Annotated in this window: 14 protein-coding genes; 10 read left to right on the top strand and 4 right to left on the bottom strand. The window is 70.2% G+C overall.

What is annotated here, in order from left to right; all coding sequences use genetic code 11:
- Both L942_RS41705 and L942_RS41700 read right to left on the bottom strand, forming a co-directional pair.
- Positions 1–1,367, bottom strand: a 1,367-nt coding sequence (locus L942_RS41705) for an MFS transporter (protein ID WP_037370862.1), incomplete at its 3' end; no start/stop codon positions are given.
- A gap of 121 nt (positions 1,368–1,488) precedes the next feature.
- Positions 1,489–2,400, bottom strand: a complete 912-nt coding sequence (locus L942_RS41700; protein ID WP_037370861.1) for a dihydrodipicolinate synthase family protein — start codon at positions 2,398–2,400, stop codon at positions 1,489–1,491.
- A 126-nt stretch (positions 2,401–2,526) separates the two neighbouring features.
- Between L942_RS41700 and L942_RS41695 the strand changes: the two genes are divergently transcribed.
- The gene (locus tag L942_RS41695) at positions 2,527–3,519 is read left to right on the top strand and encodes a LacI family DNA-binding transcriptional regulator (RefSeq protein ID WP_037370860.1); all 993 of its coding nucleotides are present in this window, start codon (positions 2,527–2,529) and stop codon (positions 3,517–3,519) included.
- 1,158 nt (positions 3,520–4,677) lie between these two features.
- Positions 4,678–5,625 carry a hypothetical protein gene (locus L942_RS41685; RefSeq protein ID WP_037370858.1) on the top strand — a complete coding sequence of 316 codons (948 nt, stop codon included), beginning with the start codon at positions 4,678–4,680 and terminating at the stop codon, positions 5,623–5,625.
- A gap of 440 nt (positions 5,626–6,065) precedes the next feature.
- Here the strand turns inward: L942_RS41685 and L942_RS43555 are convergent, their stop codons facing one another.
- Complete coding sequence (locus L942_RS43555) at positions 6,066–7,196, bottom strand: TetR/AcrR family transcriptional regulator (protein WP_158684619.1); 1,131 nt, start codon at positions 7,194–7,196, stop codon at positions 6,066–6,068.
- Between the two features lie 197 nt (positions 7,197–7,393).
- Here L942_RS43555 and L942_RS41670 point away from each other — a divergent pair, with 197 nt between their 5' ends.
- The 8 genes from L942_RS41670 to L942_RS41635 all read left to right on the top strand — a co-directional run bounded on the left by L942_RS41670 (position 7,394) and on the right by L942_RS41635 (position 16,343).
- Positions 7,394–8,260, top strand: a complete 867-nt coding sequence (locus L942_RS41670) for an FAD binding domain-containing protein (RefSeq protein ID WP_037370857.1) — start codon at positions 7,394–7,396, stop codon at positions 8,258–8,260.
- Positions 8,257–8,775 carry a (2Fe-2S)-binding protein gene (locus L942_RS41665; RefSeq protein ID WP_051166605.1) on the top strand — a complete coding sequence of 173 codons (519 nt, stop codon included), beginning with the start codon at positions 8,257–8,259 and terminating at the stop codon, positions 8,773–8,775. The genes L942_RS41670 and L942_RS41665 overlap by 4 nt, the downstream gene beginning before the upstream one ends.
- Positions 8,772–11,096 carry a xanthine dehydrogenase family protein molybdopterin-binding subunit gene (locus tag L942_RS41660; protein WP_037370856.1) on the top strand — a complete coding sequence of 775 codons (2,325 nt, stop codon included), beginning with the start codon at positions 8,772–8,774 and terminating at the stop codon, positions 11,094–11,096. The genes L942_RS41665 and L942_RS41660 overlap by 4 nt, the downstream gene beginning before the upstream one ends.
- Before the next feature lie 26 nt (positions 11,097–11,122).
- Positions 11,123–11,707, top strand: a complete 585-nt coding sequence (locus tag L942_RS41655; protein WP_037370855.1) for an SRPBCC family protein — start codon at positions 11,123–11,125, stop codon at positions 11,705–11,707.
- Between the two features lie 339 nt (positions 11,708–12,046).
- On the top strand, positions 12,047–12,910 hold the full coding sequence (locus L942_RS41650) for an FAD binding domain-containing protein (protein WP_037370854.1): 864 nt from the start codon (positions 12,047–12,049) through the stop codon (positions 12,908–12,910).
- A complete protein-coding gene (locus L942_RS41645; RefSeq protein ID WP_037370853.1) occupies positions 12,907–13,389 on the top strand; it encodes a (2Fe-2S)-binding protein in 483 nt (160 codons plus the stop codon). The genes L942_RS41650 and L942_RS41645 overlap by 4 nt, the downstream gene beginning before the upstream one ends.
- On the top strand, positions 13,386–15,716 hold the full coding sequence (locus tag L942_RS41640; RefSeq protein ID WP_037370852.1) for a xanthine dehydrogenase family protein molybdopterin-binding subunit: 2,331 nt from the start codon (positions 13,386–13,388) through the stop codon (positions 15,714–15,716). Before L942_RS41645 ends, L942_RS41640 begins: the two co-directional genes overlap by 4 nt.
- Positions 15,717–15,728: 12 nt before the next feature.
- Complete coding sequence (locus tag L942_RS41635) at positions 15,729–16,343, top strand: SRPBCC family protein (protein WP_037370851.1); 615 nt, start codon at positions 15,729–15,731, stop codon at positions 16,341–16,343.
- Between the two features lie 54 nt (positions 16,344–16,397).
- Here L942_RS41635 and L942_RS41630 read toward each other — a convergent pair whose 3' ends face one another.
- Complete coding sequence (locus L942_RS41630; RefSeq protein WP_037370850.1) at positions 16,398–17,192, bottom strand: SDR family oxidoreductase; 795 nt, start codon at positions 17,190–17,192, stop codon at positions 16,398–16,400.
- Between the last annotated feature and the right edge of the window lie 4 nt (positions 17,193–17,196).

Here is a 17,196-nt window from a genome sequence, read left to right as displayed (position 1 = left end):
ACCTGGCCTTTGGTCTCGATCGCGTACCGGACAGTCACGACGCCGCCGACGAGTGCCACGGCGGCGAACGCGGCGAAGACCCACCGGATGCCCAGGCCGGAGACGACGAGGCCGACGAGCAAGGGGCCGGCCGACGACGCGGCGCGGAGCCATGCGCTGCCGAAACCGGTGCCCACCGCGCGCAGGCGGGTGGGGTACAGCTCGGCCGAGTACAGGTAAAGGGAGAAGGCGATGGTCTGGAGAATCGCGTAGGCGATCGGGGCGAGAACGACGACCTGGATCGCCGAGGTGGCGCCGAGCGCGGCCAGGACCGCCAGCGGCACGACCGTGGCCAGGAAAGCGATGGCGTACCAGCGTTTCCGGCCGACCTTGTCGATGCTGAAGGCACAGACGACGGACGCGACGACTCCGACCGCGGAGGTGATCCAGCCGTAGAGCAGGCTGGTCTTGAGCGGGAGGTCGAACACCTGCCGGTAGAGGGTGGGCAGCCACGTGACGAGGCCGTTGTTGACGACGTACACGGTGATCCACAGCGCCCACAGCATCAGCGTCCGCTTGAGGTACATGCCGCGGAAGAGCTCCCGCCACCCGCCGGAAGCGGCTGGACTCGGGCGCGCCGGGGGCGCGACGACCGGCGCGGGCAGCGGCTTGCCCTCCTTCACCGCCTCCCGTTCGAGCATCGACACGACCGTGTCGGCCCGCTCGAACTTGCCCGTGGCGGCGAGCCATCGCGGGGATTCGGGCATCAGAGCGCGCAACGGGATCATCAGCACGGCGGGGACGAGCCCGACCACGAACAGCGCCCGCCACCCGAACTCCGGCACCAGGAAATAGCCCGCCAAACCGGCGAACAGCAAGCCGACGGGGAAGATCACTTCGTAGACGAGGAAGAACCGGCCGCGTCTGCGGGCGCCGACGAACTCGTTGATGTACGCGCTCGCGACCGGCACCTCGCCGCCGGTGCCGATGCCCTGCAGGAACCGGAACGCCAGCATCGCGGCCCCGTTCCAGGCGAACAGGCAGGCGACGTCCATCGACACGAACAGCACGATCGTGACGAGCAGGGTGCGCGAACGGCCGATCCGCTCGGCGAGCCAGCCGAAGAGGATCGCGCCGATGAACTGGCCGAGGTAGCCGGCCGAGAGGATCAGCCCGACCTCGGCGGCGGACAAATGCCATTCGGCGGAGAGCTGGGGCATCGCGAACGCGATGACCAGCACGGTGTAGGCGTCGAAGAACGTGGCGGCCCCGATGATGAGCCGGATGGCCCGCATCCGGCGGGTGACCGGGATCCGTTCCAGCCGGGCCACCAGCTCGGCATTGGCCCGGTCAGCCGCGTCGGGACCGCGACCAGCGAAAGTCGTCATGGATTCGCTTCCTCGCCCTCCGCTGCGGTGCGGAGTCGTGGGGACTGCATTGTCGCCGACCCGGCGAGGGAACGCCGGGGAGTGGCGCCGGCGACGCGGGCGCGCCGCCGGCACGCCACGCTCAGACCAGTTCCGCGCTCTTGAGCGCCTGCACGATTTCTTCCTCGGCCTCGGCAGAAAGATCGATCAGCGGCGAGCGGACTCCAGCGTGTTCGAGGATGCCGCGGGCCTTGAGGCCGAGCTTGAGCGCGACTGTGCCCTCCATGTGGGAACCGCGGTGGTAAACCGCCTTGGTGACCGGCAGCAGGCGGTCGTGCACGGCGCGGGCCGCGGGGTAGTCGCGGGCCTTGCCCGCGGCGACCAGCTCCAGAAGCGGCTCCGGCGCGAGGCCGCCGTACCCGACCAGCAGGCCGTCGACGTCGAACATGGTGTGCAGCAGGTACTCGTCGTGGCACGAGAGGATCTGCAGGTCCGGCTGCTCGCGGCGCAGCACCGGGATCTCGGTGTCCCAGCGGCGCATGTTGCGCACCCCGTTCTTGGTGGCGAACACGCCGTCCTGCGCCGCGATCTCCAGCTGGGTGTCCAGGTCGTAGTTCGCCTTGGTGTTGTCCGGGTACTGGAACAGGATGCAGGGCAGCCCGGTCTCCTCGTAGATCGCCCGGTACCGCTCCTGCGGCGCGCCGGCCTGGTAGCCGAAGCGCAGCCAGCCGTGCGACGGGTAGACCAGCCCGGCCTTCGCGCCGGCCGCGACGGCGCGCTTGGCCTCCGCGACCGCGACCGCGGTGCCCTCGCCGGTGATGCCCGCGATCACCGGGAGGTCGACCGCCCCGGCCAGGTTGGCGATAGTCGCGACCTGCTCCTCCTGGGTCAGGAACGTGCCCTCGCCCGCGTGGCCGAGGATGACCAGGCTCGTGACGCCGTCGTGGCTCGCCAGCCAGCCGCCGAGCTTGGCCATCGCCGCGTGGTCCACCTCGCCATCCGGGGTGAACGGGGTGACCGGGGCGGGATTGAGGCCGCGGAGATCCAGCTTCATGACGAAAACTCCTGTCGTCGAGAACCTATGGGAACGATTCCGGGAACGTTCCCATAGCTTGCGGCAAACCCGCCCCGCCGTCAACAGCGGACCCGGAACGCCCGCGCCGCCCAGTAGCCTGAGTCTGTGGTAACGATTCTCGACGTGGCCCGCGCGGCCGGGGTCAGCAAGTCCACCGTGTCCCGCGTGCTCGACGAGCGCCTCCCCCGCTCCACCAGCCCGACCGCCGAACGCGTCCGGCAGGTCGCGGCCGAACTCGGCTACGTCAAGGACCCGCTCGCGGCCGGGCTGCGCAGGTCGGGCACCAACACCCTTGGAGTGATCGTCCCCCGGCTCACCGACACCGTGATGGCGATGCTGTACGAGGAAATCGCCGCCGCGGCCGGCGCCCGCGACATGTTCGCCATCGTCGCCACCACCGAGGACCAGCCTGACACCGAACGGATCGCGGTGCGAACCCTGATGCGCCGCCGCGTCGACGGGCTGATCCTGACCACCGCGCGAGCGGGGTCCCCGACCGCCCAGGACGTGCCGCACGCCCTCGCGCTGCGCACCGACGGGATCGGCCCCGCGTCCGTGGGCGACGACCGGCTCGGAGCGCAGCTGGCGGTCCGGCACCTGCTCGACCTCGGCCACCGGCGGATCGGCCTGGTGGGCGGCCCGGGCTACGCCTCCAGCGCCCTCGAGCGGCTGGCCGGCTACCGCGAAGCTCTCGACCGGGCGGGGATCGCCGCCGACGACAGCCTCGTCGCCGGCAACGCCTTCTCCATCGAGTCCGGCGAGACCGCCGGACGAGCCCTGCTCGACCGGGCAGCCCCGCCGACCGCGATCTTCGCCGTCAACGACAACACCGCCATCGGCGTCATGGCCGCGGCGCACGCCCTCGGGCTCCGGGTGCCCGACGACCTGTCCGTCGTGGGCTACAACGACATCCCGATCGTCCGCCGCCTCCCCGTGCCGCTCACCACCGTGCGAGTCCCGTTCGGACAGATCGCCGCCGGCGCACTCGAACTGCTCGCCGCCGCCTCGCGCGGCACCGCACCCCGCACCCTCGTCGCAGCCCCCACACTCATCCCACGGCACTCCACCGGACCGGCCTCCGGCGAGCGCCGCCGATAAGCCCCGCTGCCGAGCAACCGCGACCAGGCCCGGCCACCGCCCGGTCAACGCCCGAGCGTCCAGAGACACGTCCCGCCGACGTATCTGTCGATCGCTGCATGCGGAAACCTCATCTCCGAAGCGGCGCCTGCCGTTCATCGCACCGCTCGATCCCTCGCCGCAGGACCCGGCGAGCGACCCGATCTCGTCCACCCTGCCGTACAAGCAGATCCGGCGAGCGAACAACTCCGCGCGGTCGTCCGCAAAGGACTTAACTCGGCTGCCACATCAGGATGACGGCCGGCAGCGACGTGCACGTCGGCGAGAGCTTGCTCCGCGCGCGTCCTGACTGCTTCCCGCCGCGCGGCGATAACGGGCGCGGCGAAAGGCGCAGTAGCGCCTCAGTCATTCCTTCAACAGACCGAGTTCTTCCGCGTACACGACTCGGTTCGAAGTTCCGGGAGGCAAATCGCCCAGCTCCGGATCTCCGTCGACTGGCTCGACCTCCGCCTCGGAAAGCTCCGCTTCACCCTCGAGCGGCAGTTCGTCTCCGGGTTCCTCGCCTGCCGAGCCTGTGTGCCCCTCGCTGTCGTACCGTTGGTCTCCCCCGGTCGGCCCGATGATCGAGTTGAGATCGCCGGCGACGGAAACCGACGTCTCCTGAAGGCGCCTGCACCTGGCGAGCAAAGTCTGTACACGCTAAGCCGAGTTTCTCGGGATATATCCCTAACCCCAGATCTGGCCGAAAGCAGCCTCCCGACGCGGCGCGTTGCTCTCCGCGACATCGCATCCGCGATGAGGTGCGCACCCCGGAAGAGACGCCGCCGGGTGTGCACATCCGGCGCGGAAAATATTCGAGAAAAGAGGATCGCTCGCTGCCGCGGTCGAGTCCGAGAAACACCGGAGGGCCCGGGCAATGTTGCCAGATCAGACAACACACGGACTCGCAGGGAAGGGACCGTCGAACTCGCCTCGTACTGCCATCGCCCCTGCCGAGGCGGTGGGAGGTTATCCGGAGCTCAGGCTGGCGAGGCCGCGTCGCTGGTTGACCACGAGCTGCAGTTCAACGGAGTCGCTCGCAAGTCACGACCGCAACTGGCTGATGCTGATCGCGTCCCGTCGTCACCCGTGCGTCGCCCCGTCCGACTACGGTGAAGGCGACAGCGAGGGGAGACACTGGTGATTCGACGCAAGCTCGTGCTCGTGCACCTGACCGCCGCGGCGGTGCTGGTCGGCTGCACCGGCCTGCCCGACCGCCAGCAGGAAGCGGACCGGATCGAAGCTGAGCTGCGCGCGACGCCCGGGGTGGAGAAGGTCTACACCGTCTACGACAACAGTTACGAGGCCGGCTCTTCCTACGACCTCGAGATCACCATGAGCGCCGCACCCGAGAACCAGATCGCCGACGTGTCCCGGAAACTCATCCAGCTCAAGGCCAACGACTTCGCCGGCTACCAGCAGACGACCACCTTTGTCGTAGCCCCGAATATGAAGATTCGGGAGAACGGCACGCCCGACCCGGCACAGCTCGCGGACCGCGCTCGAACGCTCCGCGGGATCCGCACCGCCGTCGCGGACAGCGCGGCGGAATGGTCCGCGGACCGGTTGGAACTGCACACCGCCGACGACGCAGCGACGCTGAACGCCGTCCGAGCACAACTGGGCACCAAGCCCATGCGAGTCAGCGTAGAACCGCCGTCGAGCGGCACGGCCACTCCCCCGACGTCGATGCTGTACTGGGACGTGGATTTCCCCTTCGATGCCGCCGCAGAACAGCGGATTCGGGGACAACTGGCCTCCCTGCCGGTCCGCCCCCGCTTCGTCAGCGTCGCCGGCAACCAGCTCTCCGCCCTCGACGTCGACATCGCCAACCCCGAGACGGCCTACGCCGACCTATCCGCCGCCATCACGGCTCTGCGCCCGAGCCCGCCGCACCCGCTGTATGTGTCCTGGCAGCTCAACGAGCAGTCTGCGAACTCCGCCGCGTTGAAGTTCGCCGGCAGCGTCGACGCGGCCGGCTGCCACTACCGCACCGACACCGCCGGGGAGCAAAATCCCCAGGCGTTCTACACACCTGAGGCACTCGACGTCCAGAAACGGCTTCGCGCCCGATTCGACACCTGTTAAAAGGCCAGCATCCCCCACTCGCACCGAGAACGGCGAGACGGACGACTGCCAACCCCCGCCACGACGAGTTCAACACAAACTTCTCGGGCACACAGCAGGGCTAAGAACAGCGAACCGATTAAGAACTCCAACTTCGCTCTGCGCCGCCATCCGCACCCGGGCCAGCACCGGCAACCGGAACCGAACGCGGCCAACGATGGAACGACGATCATCAGCCATCACGGCCGGATCGGTGAGGCTGCGGGACCGGACGGCCGCGCACAGTGGGGCACCGGCCTTTCTCTCGGGCCGTCGCGCTGAACGCGTTGCCAAGCGCCTGATTCGCCCCATCAGCGCATGCAACGACAGACTGCCGGCCGCAGGGGCCGCGCGAAATGTCGTCGCCGGTGGTCAAAGACGCGTACCTTGCCCGCCGTCCGGACCCCGCTGCGGACCGGCCGTTACTCGGCACCCGCCGCGGACAAGGATTTCTCCAGCGTTCCCAGCAATCTGGCCAACGCGGCCCGTTCCCCGGGTTTCATCTCGCCCAGAAGCTCGTTCTCTCTGGGGAAATGCGCGCTCGCCACGCGGTCTACGAGGTGGAGGCCGCGTTCGGTCAGCCGGAGATGGACGATCCGGCGGTCCTTGTCGATCCGCTCGCGCACGATCAGGCCCGCCTGTTCGAGCCGGTCCGCGCGCTGGGTCACGCCGCTCGGGCTGACCAGCGCCGCTTCGGCGATCTCGCCGATGGTGCGACGGTACGGGGCGCCCGCGCGGCGCAGGCCGGTCAGCACGTCGAACGCCGCCAGGTTGATCCCGTGCTCCTCGACGATCCGGCTCACCGACTCGCGGTAGAGGACCGAACACCGATGCAGCCTCCCGAAAACCGCCGTCGCGGACACGTCCAGGCCGGGCGATTCGCTCCGCCACTCGGCCAGGAGGTGGTCAACGGCGTCCGCCGCCGGGGCGTGTGCGCGATCCAGCGCGGCCGACAGCGCCTCGGCGAAGTAGGGCGCGAACACCTCGCTCGGCACCGAGCGCGCGGGTTCGTGCGCGAACAGGTACCGCTCCATCACCACCCCGAACAACACGCTGCGCACGATCGCGATCCGCTCGCGCGCGTCGGGCACCCCCGTGAGCAAGGCCGCCAGCGGCGCGGTGACCTGGTCCTCGAGGATGACTCGCAGCCGTTCGGCGCTGGGCACGTGGGTGACCGCCGAGCGGATCAGCGCGACCCACGGGTGCTCTGCCGGCGTGTGGTCCCACCGTTGCAGATAAGCCTCGGCCAGCGCGCGGGGCAGCTGCTCCGGACCGTCCGCGGCCGCCCCGACGATGTCGACGGCGATCCCCGTGCCGCCGCCGACGACCGCGCGGAAGAGCCCGTCTTTCGACCCGAAGTACGCGAGCACCGAACCCGCCGTCACGCCCGCTTCAACCGCGATTTCGCGCAGGGTGGCGGCTTCGTACCCGCGCGCGGCGAACAGCCGGCGGGCGGCGTCCAGGACGGCACGCCGGTTTGCTGCGGGGTCCTGGACCCGGCCGCGCCCGCCCGCGCTCTCCCCGACGGACGGCCGGACCTCTTCGATGCTCATGCCGGTCATCCTAACTCTGAACGTCCGTTCAAACTGAGCACCAACACCTGCCCCCGGGTAACCAGGTCGACAGCCCTCGCATTTCCCCGCCAATGCGGCGAATTGTGCTCCGACCCGGCAAGGTCCGAGCTCTTGCCAAGCGGACGCTTCGATGTAAGTATCTTAGAACTCAATCACTTAGGGATGAGAGGGTCAGCGTGAAACCGAGCCCCTTCGACTACGTCGCGCCGGACACCGTCGCGGAGGCCGTGGCCCTGCTCTCCGGCGACCCCCGCGAGGCCAAAGTGCTGGCCGGCGGGCAGTCCCTGGTCCCGATGCTGTCAATGCGGCTGGCCCGCCCCGAGCTGCTGGTCGACATCACCCGGATTCCCGGCCTCGGCGAGCACCGCGCCAGGCCCGGAGGCGAGCTGCGGATCGGCACCGCGGTCCGGCAGGCGACCGCCGCCGCTGATCCAGGGCTGCGCGCGGGCTGGCCGTTGCTCGCGGCCGCGATCGACCACATCGGACACCCGCAGATCCGCCGTCGCGGCACGGTGGGCGGCAGCCTGGCTCACCACGACCCGGCCGCCGAACTGCCCGCCGCCGCGACCGCGCTCGACGCTCGGTTCGTCCTCGCCGGACCGACCGGGAGCCGCACCGTTCCCGCGGCGGAGTTCTTCGTCGCCACCTTCGAGACCGCACTCGCCGACGACGAACTCCTCACCGAGGTCGTCTTCCCCGCGCAGCCGGCCGGACGGGGCTGGGCGTTCGAAGAACTCGCGCGGCGGCACGGGGATTTCGCCACCGTCGGCGTGTGCGTCGTGCTCGACCGGACCGCGGACACGGCCTCGGCAGTCCGGATCGTCTTCTGCGGAGCCGGAGCGACTCCGGTCCGGTTCCCGCCCGCCGAAGCCGTCTTGTGCGGTACCCGGCTCGATCCCGACGCGCTCGCCGACGCCGCGGCAGCCGTCCACGAGCACCTGAACCCGCCCGGCGACGTCCACGCGAGCGCCGACTACCGCCGCGAAGCCGCAGCCCATCTCCTGACCCGCGCCGTCACGACCGCCTGGGAGCGCACCCGATGACCACTCCACCGCTGGCCGAGCCTTCCGCCTGGCACTCCGTCGCCTTGACTGTCAACGGAAACTCCGTTACGGCACAAGTAGAATCACGGCTGCTGCTCTCAGACTTCCTCCGCGATCGACTGCGCCTGACGGGCACTCACGCCGGGTGCGAACACGGCGTGTGCGGCTCGTGCACCGTCCTCGTCGACGGGGCACCGGTGCGTTCCTGCCTGACCTTCGCCGTCCAATGCGAAGGCGCGGACATCCGCACCGTCGAAAGCCTCGCGCCCGACGACGGCCCGCTCACTCCCGTCCAGCAGGCCTTCCACGAACGCCACGGAATGCAATGCGGGTACTGCACACCGGGTTTCCTCATGACCGCGACCGCGCTGACCGAGGCCGGCGCTCGTCCGTCCGCAAAGGAAGTCGCCGACGCGCTCACCGGGCACCTGTGCCGCTGCACCGGCTACCGCAATATCCGGCGCGCCGTCACTCAGGCCCTCGACGCGCAGTTCGGAGAGGAGTCCCCGCGATGACGGACTGGATCGGCCGTTCGCTGCCCCGCGTCGAGGACGATCGGCTGCTGCGCGGACAAGGCCGCTACGTCGACGACCTCGAGCTGCCGAACGCGCTGGAGGCAGCGTTCCTGCGCAGCCCCGAAGCACACGCGCGGATCGTTTCCGTCGACGTGTCGGCAGCGCTGTCCGCGCCCGGCGTCGCAGCGGTCTGGACCGGCGACGATCTGGCCGGCCTCGCGCCGTTGCTCAACCGGGAAGAACTGCGGACGCCGCCCGGCCTGGCCGACCTGGTCGACCCGCTCGTGCGGATGACGCCGATGCCGTTGCTCGCGACCGAAAAAGTCGCGTACGTCGGGCAGCCGGTGGCTGTCGTGTTCGCCGAGAACCGCTACCTCGCCGAGGACGCGCTCGAACTGATCGCCGTGCGGTACGAGCCGCTGCCCGTCGTGGTCGACCCGGACGAGGCCCGAAAACCGGACGCGCCAAGGATTCACGACGAACTCCCGGACAACGTCGCCGTCGCGGCCAGAACTCGCGTTGGCGATCCCGACGCAGTCTTCCGCGACGCGCACACTGTGATCCGCGAGGAGTTCCACGCCCACCGCTACGTCGCGTCGCCGATCGAAACCCGGGCCGTCGCCGCACACGTCGATCCGTACCGAGGGGAGCTGACTGTCTGGTCGGGCACCCAGACACCGCACCGGCTCCGCGATTCGATCGCGCGGACGCTCGAACTGGATCCGCAAGACGTGCGGGTCCTCGCCGTAGACGTCGGCGGCGGCTTCGGGCAGAAGGGCATCCTTTACGTCGAGGAGCTGATCGTCCCGCATGCCGCGCGGCGGCTCGGCCGCGCGATCCGCTGGCGCGAGGACCGCAACGAGAACCTGACCGCGTCGTCGCACGCCCGCGAGCAAATCCACCGCATCGAACTCGCCGCCGACGCGGACGGACGGCTGCTGGCCGTGCGCGACAAGATCACCGTCAACTTCGGTGCCTACAACATGACCGGCCTGGTCGTGCCGTACAACTCGCTGTGCCATCTGCTCGGCCCGTACCGGGTGCCCGCCGTCGACCTCGACGTCGCGGGTGTCCTGACGAACACGACGTTCTCGACCCCCTACCGCGGCGCGGGCCGGCCGGAGGCGGTGTTCGCGATGGAACGGGCGATGGACCGGCTCGCCGTCGCGCTCGGCCTCGAACCCGCCGAACTCCGCGCGCGAAACCTCATCCCGCCCGGCGAAATGCCCTACCGCACCGGGCTGGTCGACCGGTCCGGCACACCGCAGGTCTACGACTCCGGCGATTTCCCCGAACTGCTGCGGCGCGCTGTCGCGAAGATCGATCTGCCCGCCGTCCGCGAACGCCAGCGCGGCGCGGCCGGCGGGAAACGCGTCGGCGTCGGGTTCGCGATGTACATCGAGGCCACCGGGCTGGGGCCGTTCGAAACGGCACGGATCGAGGTCACGCCTGCCGGACGGGTCAAGCTGGCGATCGGCACTCCGTCGCAGGGCCAGGGCCACCGCACGTCGATGGCCCAGATCGCCGCGGACGCGCTCGGCGTGCCGCCCGGCCTGATCGACGTCGTCGGCGGCGACACGGCGGCGACGCCCTTCGGGGTCGGCACCATTGCCAGCCGAGCGCTCGTGAACGCCGGCAACGCCACCCATCGGGCCGGAAAACTCGTGCGGGACAAGGCATTGACAGCCGCGGCCCAGCGGCTCGAGGTCTCTGTGGCGGACCTCGACCTCACGGACGGAGTGTTCACCGTGCGAGGCACTCCCGCCGGCCCGTCGCTGACTCTCGCGGAACTGGCCGCTGGCACCCCGCTTCTCGGGGAAGGTCCCGCCGAACTATCCGAGACTGTCCACTTCCGCCCACCGGGGTTCGCCGTCGCGAGCGGCACGCACGCGGCTCTCGTCGAGGTGGACGAACGGACCGGCCAGGTGGAGATCCGGAAGTACGTGGTCGTCCACGACGCGGGGACCATCGTCAATCCGGCGATCGCCGAGGGCCAGGTGACCGGCGGCGTCGCGCAAGGCATCGGCGGCGCCCTGTACGAGGAGATGATCTACGGGCCGGACGGCCAGCCGCGCACCGCGACCTACCTCGACTACCTCGTTCCGACCTCCGCCGAGATCCCCGACCTGGACCTCGACGAACTCCACACCCCCAGCCCGATGAACGACCTCGGCGTCAAGGGCCTGGGCGAAGGCGGAGCGATCGCACCGCAGGCCGTCCTCGCGAACGCGATCGAAGACGCCCTGCGCCCGCACGGCGTGGTGATCCGTCGCGGCCCGCTGTCCCCGAGCCGGATCCGCGACCTGCTGCGGTCCGCCTGAGCCCCCCCCAGACCAGGAAGACCACCATGGAACTCGACCACACGTTCACCGTCTCCGCCGTCCCCGACGTGGCTTGGCGGCTGTTCCTCGACCTCGAACGGGTGGCGCCCTGCCTGCCCGGCGCCGTCCTCGACCACGTCGACGGGACCTCGTTCTCCGGACGCGTCATGGTCAAGGTCGGAGCGGTGCGGATGAGCTACCAAGGCGCGGGCACGGTCACCCGCGACGAGGCCGCTCGGACCATGCTGCTCGATCTCGCCGGCCGCGAAAGCCGAGGCGGCGGCACGGCCGCGGCCACCGTGTCCGCCACGCTGACCGCAGACCCGGCCGGCACCCGGGTCCTGGTGCACACCGAACTCGACCTCACCGGCCGCCCGGCCCAATTCGGCCGAGGAATCCTGGCCGAGGTCGGCGACCGGATCATCCAGCAGTTCACCTCCCGGCTCGAAGAGACGCTCAACTCGGCCGGCACTATCGCTCCGGAGTCGGCACCGGACGCCGTCGACGTCGGAGCGGCGGTTCTTCCGGTGCTGCTCAAGAAGATCGCCTTGCCCGCGGTGGTGATCGTGGCCGCGGCGGCAGCGCTCGGCGCACTGCGCCGGCGGCGTTGACGAGAGGTCCGGCGGAAGCGCTGTTGTTCACGGCGGCGGAGCAGCCGGGCCGGACGGTTCCGCAGCGTCCGTCCAATGTGGAACAGTTCCGGATGCCGGTCGCGGGCGATCTGTTCGAAAAGCGAGGAAGCGACCGAGTCGTTCCCGCACCAGTCGGTCGCGACCGCGGCTCGCCCTGACCAGCCTGCGCACCGAGCGCCTCGGCCGCCAGTCGGCACCCCTCTTGACGTGACCGGCCGCACAGTGCTTAAGTTCTGTGCATTCATAAGTGGATACACTTTTGAGTCCACCTCGTCCCGAGGGGCCGGGCCGGGCCGCTGCGATCTCCTGGGAGGGATCATGAAACCGCCGCCGCTGTCGTATCGGGCGCCGGAAACCGTCGACGACGCACTGGATCTGCTGGCCGAGCACGGCGAGGACATGGCGGTCCTGGCCGGCGGGCAGAGCCTGGTGCCGCTGGTGAACATGCGCTTCGCGCGGCCGTCCGTCCTTCTGGACATCAACAGGATCGCCGAGTTGAACCGCATCGTGATCGGCGACGACGTCGTCTCGCTCGGGGCCACTGTCCGGCTCGCCGCGGTGGAACACGACGCCCGGCTGGGCGAGGCGCTGCCGGTGCTGGGCGAGGCCGCGAGGCACGTCGCGCATCCTCAGATCCGCAACCGCACCACCATCGGTGGCACGCTGTGCCACGCCGATCCGGCCGCTGAGTTCCCCACGCTCGCGGTCGGCCTCGGCGCGCGACTGCACCTGGCCTCCCGCGCCCGCGGCACCCGGGTCGTGGCGGCGGAGGACTTCTTCGAGTCGGTCTTCATGACCAGCAAAGAGCCCGACGAGCTTCTGGTCGCGGCCGATTTCCCGCGGCTGCCGGGACACCGGATCGGGTACTCCGAGATTTCCCGTCGGCACGGGGATTTCCCGTTCGCCGGGCTGTTCCTGGCTGTGCGAACGGAAAACGGGATCGTCACGGCGGCGCGGGCGTCGGCGGCGGGCGTCGCCGACCGTCCGGTCCGGCTGCCCGGGTGCGAAGCGGCGCTGACCGGCAACCCGTTGTCCAGCCCGGCGATCGAGCAAGCCGCGGAGGCCGCGTCCGCCGAGATCGACCCGCCGTCGGACAACCACGGCTCCGCCGCGTTCCGCCGAGGCCTGATCCGCACCCTTGTCCGGCGACAGGCCGGGCGCCTCCAGGAGGTAGCCGCATGAGCGAGGAAACCCGCACCGTGACCGCAGTGGTCAACGGCGCCGAGACGACCGCGGAAGTGCCGGTCCGCACGCTGCTGAGCGACTTCCTGCGGCACGGCCTCGGCCTCACCGGGACCCACGTCGGCTGCGAGCAGGGCGTCTGCGGTGCCTGCACCGTGCTGGTCGACGGCGAGCCGATCCGGTCGTGCCTGATGTTCGCCGTCCAGGCCGACGGACGGCAGGTCGAGACGGTCGAAGCACTGGCCCGGGCCGGGGAGCTGTCGCCGTTCCAGCAGGCGATGAAAGACGAACACGGCCTGCAGTGCGGATTCTGCACCCCCGGAATCCTGATGAGCGTGACGGCCGCCGGACGGCACGGGAAGACCGCGGAAGAGGCCGAGACCGAGGTGCTGGGCGGGCATGTGTGCCGCTGCACCGGATACGTCGGGATCCGTTCGGCGATCCGCAGCTGCTGGAGCGAAGGAGCGACGCGCGCATGACCAGCCACATCGGCACCCGCATGGCCCGGGTCCAGGACGACCGTCTTCTCGCGGGCGACGGGCACTACGTGGACGACCTGGACGAGACCGGCGTGCTGCACGCCGCGCTCGTCCGCAGCCCGATCGCGATGGGAGAACTGACCCGCTTCGACGCGACCGAAGCGAGGGCCGTGGACGGAGTCGCCCTGGTGCTCGGACCGGACGACATCGCACCGCTGGTAGACGACGTCCCGCTGAGCTGGCTCCTTTACGGACAGCAGATTCCGGCCTGGCAAGCCATCGACGCCACGGTCCGGTTCGTCGGGCAGCCCCTCGGTGTCGTCGTCGCGACCAGCCGGGCGGTGGCCGAGGACGCGGCCGAGCTGGTGGAGATGGACTTCACCGAGAAGCCGGCCGTCGTCGGGATCGCGGGCGCCCGGGCCGCGGACGCGACGCTGCTCTACCCGGAGACCGGCAGCAACCAGATCGGCAGCTTCCACTTCGGCACCGCTATCGAGGAACTCGAGGAGGTCTTCGCGAGCGCGGCGCACGTGATCGAACGCGATCTCGTCGTGCCGCGGATCAGCCACAGCCCGATGGAACCGCGCGGGCTGGTCGCCGAGTACACCAAGGCCACGCGCGAACTTCTCGTCGTGAGCAGCACGCAGGTGCCGCACCTCGTCCGGCAGGAACTCGCACAGGCCCTGCGACTGCGCCAGGACCAGGTACGCGTCGTCGCGCCGGACGTCGGCGGCTCGTTCGGGCAGAAAGCGTCGCTGGCACCGGACGAGGCGATCGTGTGTCTCGCGGCGAAACTGCTGGGGCGCAAGGTGAAATGGATCGAAGACCGGACCGAAGCGCTGGTCGCCGCGTACCAGGGCCGCGGCACGTTCTCCCGCTCCCGGCTCGCCCTCGACGCCGACGGCCGGTTCCTCGCGATCCACGCCGACCTCCACGGCGACGCCGGAGCGTTCTGCAGTTCCGGCACCGGCGGCACCGGACCGTTCCAAGTGGCCGCGCTGATGATTGAAGGCCCGTACCGTTACGACAAAGCCGGCGCGACCGTCACCGGCTGGTACACGAACGCCACGCCCACCGCTGCCTTCCGCGGCTACGGCATGCAGGAAGGCACCTGGATCCGCGAGCGGCTTGTCGACGAAGCCGCCCGGGTGCTCGGCGTCGATCCGATCGCGTTGCGGCGCAAGAACATGCTTCCGTCCGACGCGCTCCCCCATCTCACGCACACCGGGGTGCCGTTCGACAACGGCGACTATCCCGACGTCCTCGCCCGCGCGGCGGCGATCGCCGAGCAGAAGCGGAAGCCTTCGACCGACCGGGTCCGCCGCGGCATCGGGCTGGCGTCGATGGTCGAGATCACCGCGTTCGCGCCGAGCGCGCTGCTGGAGATGTTCCACATCCATTGGAGCGGCTACGAAACCTCGACGATCCGGGTCAACGAGGACGGCACCGTCACGGTCTTCTCCGGCGTGACGAGCGTCGGCCAGGGCATCGAAACCGCCCTGACCCAGGTCGCCGCCGAGCGGCTGGGCGTGCCCTGCGACTGGATTCGCGTGCGGCTCGGCGACACGGCGGTCACGCCCTACTCGAACATCGGTTCCCAGGCGAGCCGGGCGCTCGCCCTCGCCGGCGGCGCGCTCTGGGACGCCGCGGACAAGCTCGCGAAACGGATGCGCGCGCTCGCCGCCGCGTACCTCGACGTCGGCCCCGACCAGGTGCGCCTCGACGGCGACACATTCCATGCCGAGGGCGGCGCCTCCATGCCGTGGCGCGAAGTCGCCCACCGCGGCTGGCTGGGCTGGGGCCGCGGCGACTCGACGGCCATCCGGCTCGAAGAGACCGTCGAATTCGACCCGGCGAGCATCACTTTCGGGTACGCGACGCACGGCGCTCAGGTCGCGGTCGACCTCGACACCGGGCAGGTGAAGGTCGAGGACTACTGGATCGTCCACGACTCCGGCGTCCTCGTGAACCCGGCCATCGCCGAGGGCCAGATGCTCGGCGGGTTCACGATGGGACTGGGCAGCGCGTTGCACGAGCAGGTCACCTACGACCCCAACGGCCAGCCGACCGCCACCACCTACCTCGACTACCTCGTCCCGCTGTCCGAGGACGTCCCCGACGTCGTGCTGGAGCACGTCGAAACTGCGAGCGACCTGATTCCCGGCGGGTTCAAGGGCCTCGGCGAGAGCGGCACGATCCCGCCGCCCGCCGCGATCGGCAACGCCGTGGCCGCCGCCGTGCCGGAGATCGCCGAGCAGATCACCACCACTCCCCTGCACCCGTCGCGCGTCTGGTCCTGGCTGGACGACGCGAAGCTCACCCGCTGACCGAAGGGAACCATGGAACTCCAGCACACCTTCCGCGTGCCGGCGCCGATCGAGCAGGCCTGGGCCGCGCTGCTCGATGTCGACCAGGTCGCCGGCTGCCTTCCGGGCGCGACGCTGACCTCCTACGACGGCGAGACGTTCGCCGCGACCGTCAAGGTGAAGATCGGCGCCATCCAGCTGTCCTACGGCGGGCAGGGCCGGTTCGTCGAACAGGACCCGGACGCGCACCGAGTCGTCATCGAAGCCGCGGGCAAGGAACGCCGCGGCGGCGGGACCGCCGCGGCGACCGTCACCTGCCGGCTCGAAGCCGACGGCAGCTCGACAGCCGCGACGGTCCGCACCGATTTGACGATCACCGGGAAACCCGCCCAGTTCGGACGCGGAGCGATCGAGGACATCAGCGGCAAGATCATCGCCCAGTTCGCCCAGAACCTCTCCGCCCGGATGGCCGCCCCGGTCTCGCCCCCGGACACGCCTCCAGACACGCAGCCGGAACCGTTGCCGGAGAACGACGACGCTCTCGATCTGCTCGCGCTGACCAGCCCGGTGATCAAGCGCAACGCCGCCGCGGCGGGCGTGCTGGTGATCGCGCTGCTGCTGATCGCAGTTCTGCGCCGGCGCCGCTGAGACAAACAAGAAAGGGGCCCGGCGGACACCCGCCGGGCCCCTTTCTGTCCCGGGTCAGCGACCCACGCGACCGCCCGGCCGCGCCAGCCCGCGCACCCCCAGTCCGCTGTCCACCGGCACCATCGTGCCCGTCATCGCCCGCGACTGGTCCGAAGCCAGCAGCGTGAAGACTCCGTTGAAGTCGCTCAGCGCGGGCACTTCCTGCATCGGCAGCGCGGCCGCTGTCCCGTCCAACACCGAATCAGCCGGTTCCTGGCCCAGCGCGGTGATTCCGCGCAGCTTGGTCGGAGCGACGCCCGGCGCGACACCGTTGACCCGGACGTCCGGCGCGAACTCGTACGCCAGTTGCCGAACCAAGCCAAGGACCGCGTGCTTCGACGCGGTGTACAGCGCTCCGCCGCCGGAAGCGTGGTACGTCGCGAAGGAACCGGTGAGAATCACGCAACCCCGCGCAGCGAGGAGGTGCGGCAGGGCCGCTCGCACGCCCAGCAGCGGTGCGAGCACGTTGACGCCCATCATCTCGCCGAACGCAGCGGGCAGTGTGTCCAGCTCGATCTCTTCCAGCGGCTTGGCTCCGTCGTATACCCCGGCATTGCCCGCGAACACGTCGAGCTTTCCCCACGTCGAGACGGCAGCGTCCACAGCGGACTGATTGACCGCGGGATCGCGGACGTCGCCGACGATCGGCAGCACCGCGTCGCCGAGTTCGTCCGGCAGCCCGTTCACCGCCGAGGACAGGTCGACAGCGACCACCCGGGCGCCTTCGCCGACGAAATGCCGCACGACCTCCCGGCCGATCCCCGCGCCCGCTCCGGTGAAAACGACCGTTTTCCCTTCCAGCAAGCCCATTTCC

It is taken from the genome of Amycolatopsis orientalis DSM 43388 (assembly GCF_000411975.1).
Classification (GTDB): Bacteria; Actinomycetota; Actinomycetes; order Mycobacteriales; family Pseudonocardiaceae; genus Amycolatopsis; species Amycolatopsis orientalis_D.
The sequence above is the reverse complement of the archived record's forward strand: the minus strand, read 5'-3'. Positions and strand labels throughout refer to the sequence as shown.

Coding starts and splice junctions, on each gene's coding strand:
- L942_RS41660 (WP_037370856.1), top strand. CDS start 8,772: ATGACGGACTGGATCGGCCGTTCGCTGCCCCGCGTCGAGGACGATCGG.
- L942_RS41650 (WP_037370854.1), top strand. CDS start 12,047: ATGAAACCGCCGCCGCTGTCGTATCGGGCGCCGGAAACCGTCGACGAC.
- L942_RS41635 (WP_037370851.1), top strand. CDS start 15,729: ATGGAACTCCAGCACACCTTCCGCGTGCCGGCGCCGATCGAGCAGGCC.
- L942_RS41665 (WP_051166605.1), top strand. CDS start 8,257: ATGACCACTCCACCGCTGGCCGAGCCTTCCGCCTGGCACTCCGTCGCC.
- L942_RS41700 (WP_037370861.1), bottom strand. CDS start 2,400: ATGAAGCTGGATCTCCGCGGCCTCAATCCCGCCCCGGTCACCCCGTTC.
- L942_RS41640 (WP_037370852.1), top strand. CDS start 13,386: ATGACCAGCCACATCGGCACCCGCATGGCCCGGGTCCAGGACGACCGT.
- L942_RS43555 (WP_158684619.1), bottom strand. CDS start 7,196: ATGAGCATCGAAGAGGTCCGGCCGTCCGTCGGGGAGAGCGCGGGCGGG.
- L942_RS41645 (WP_037370853.1), top strand. CDS start 12,907: ATGAGCGAGGAAACCCGCACCGTGACCGCAGTGGTCAACGGCGCCGAG.
- L942_RS41630 (WP_037370850.1), bottom strand. CDS start 17,192: ATGGGCTTGCTGGAAGGGAAAACGGTCGTTTTCACCGGAGCGGGCGCG.
- L942_RS41655 (WP_037370855.1), top strand. CDS start 11,123: ATGGAACTCGACCACACGTTCACCGTCTCCGCCGTCCCCGACGTGGCT.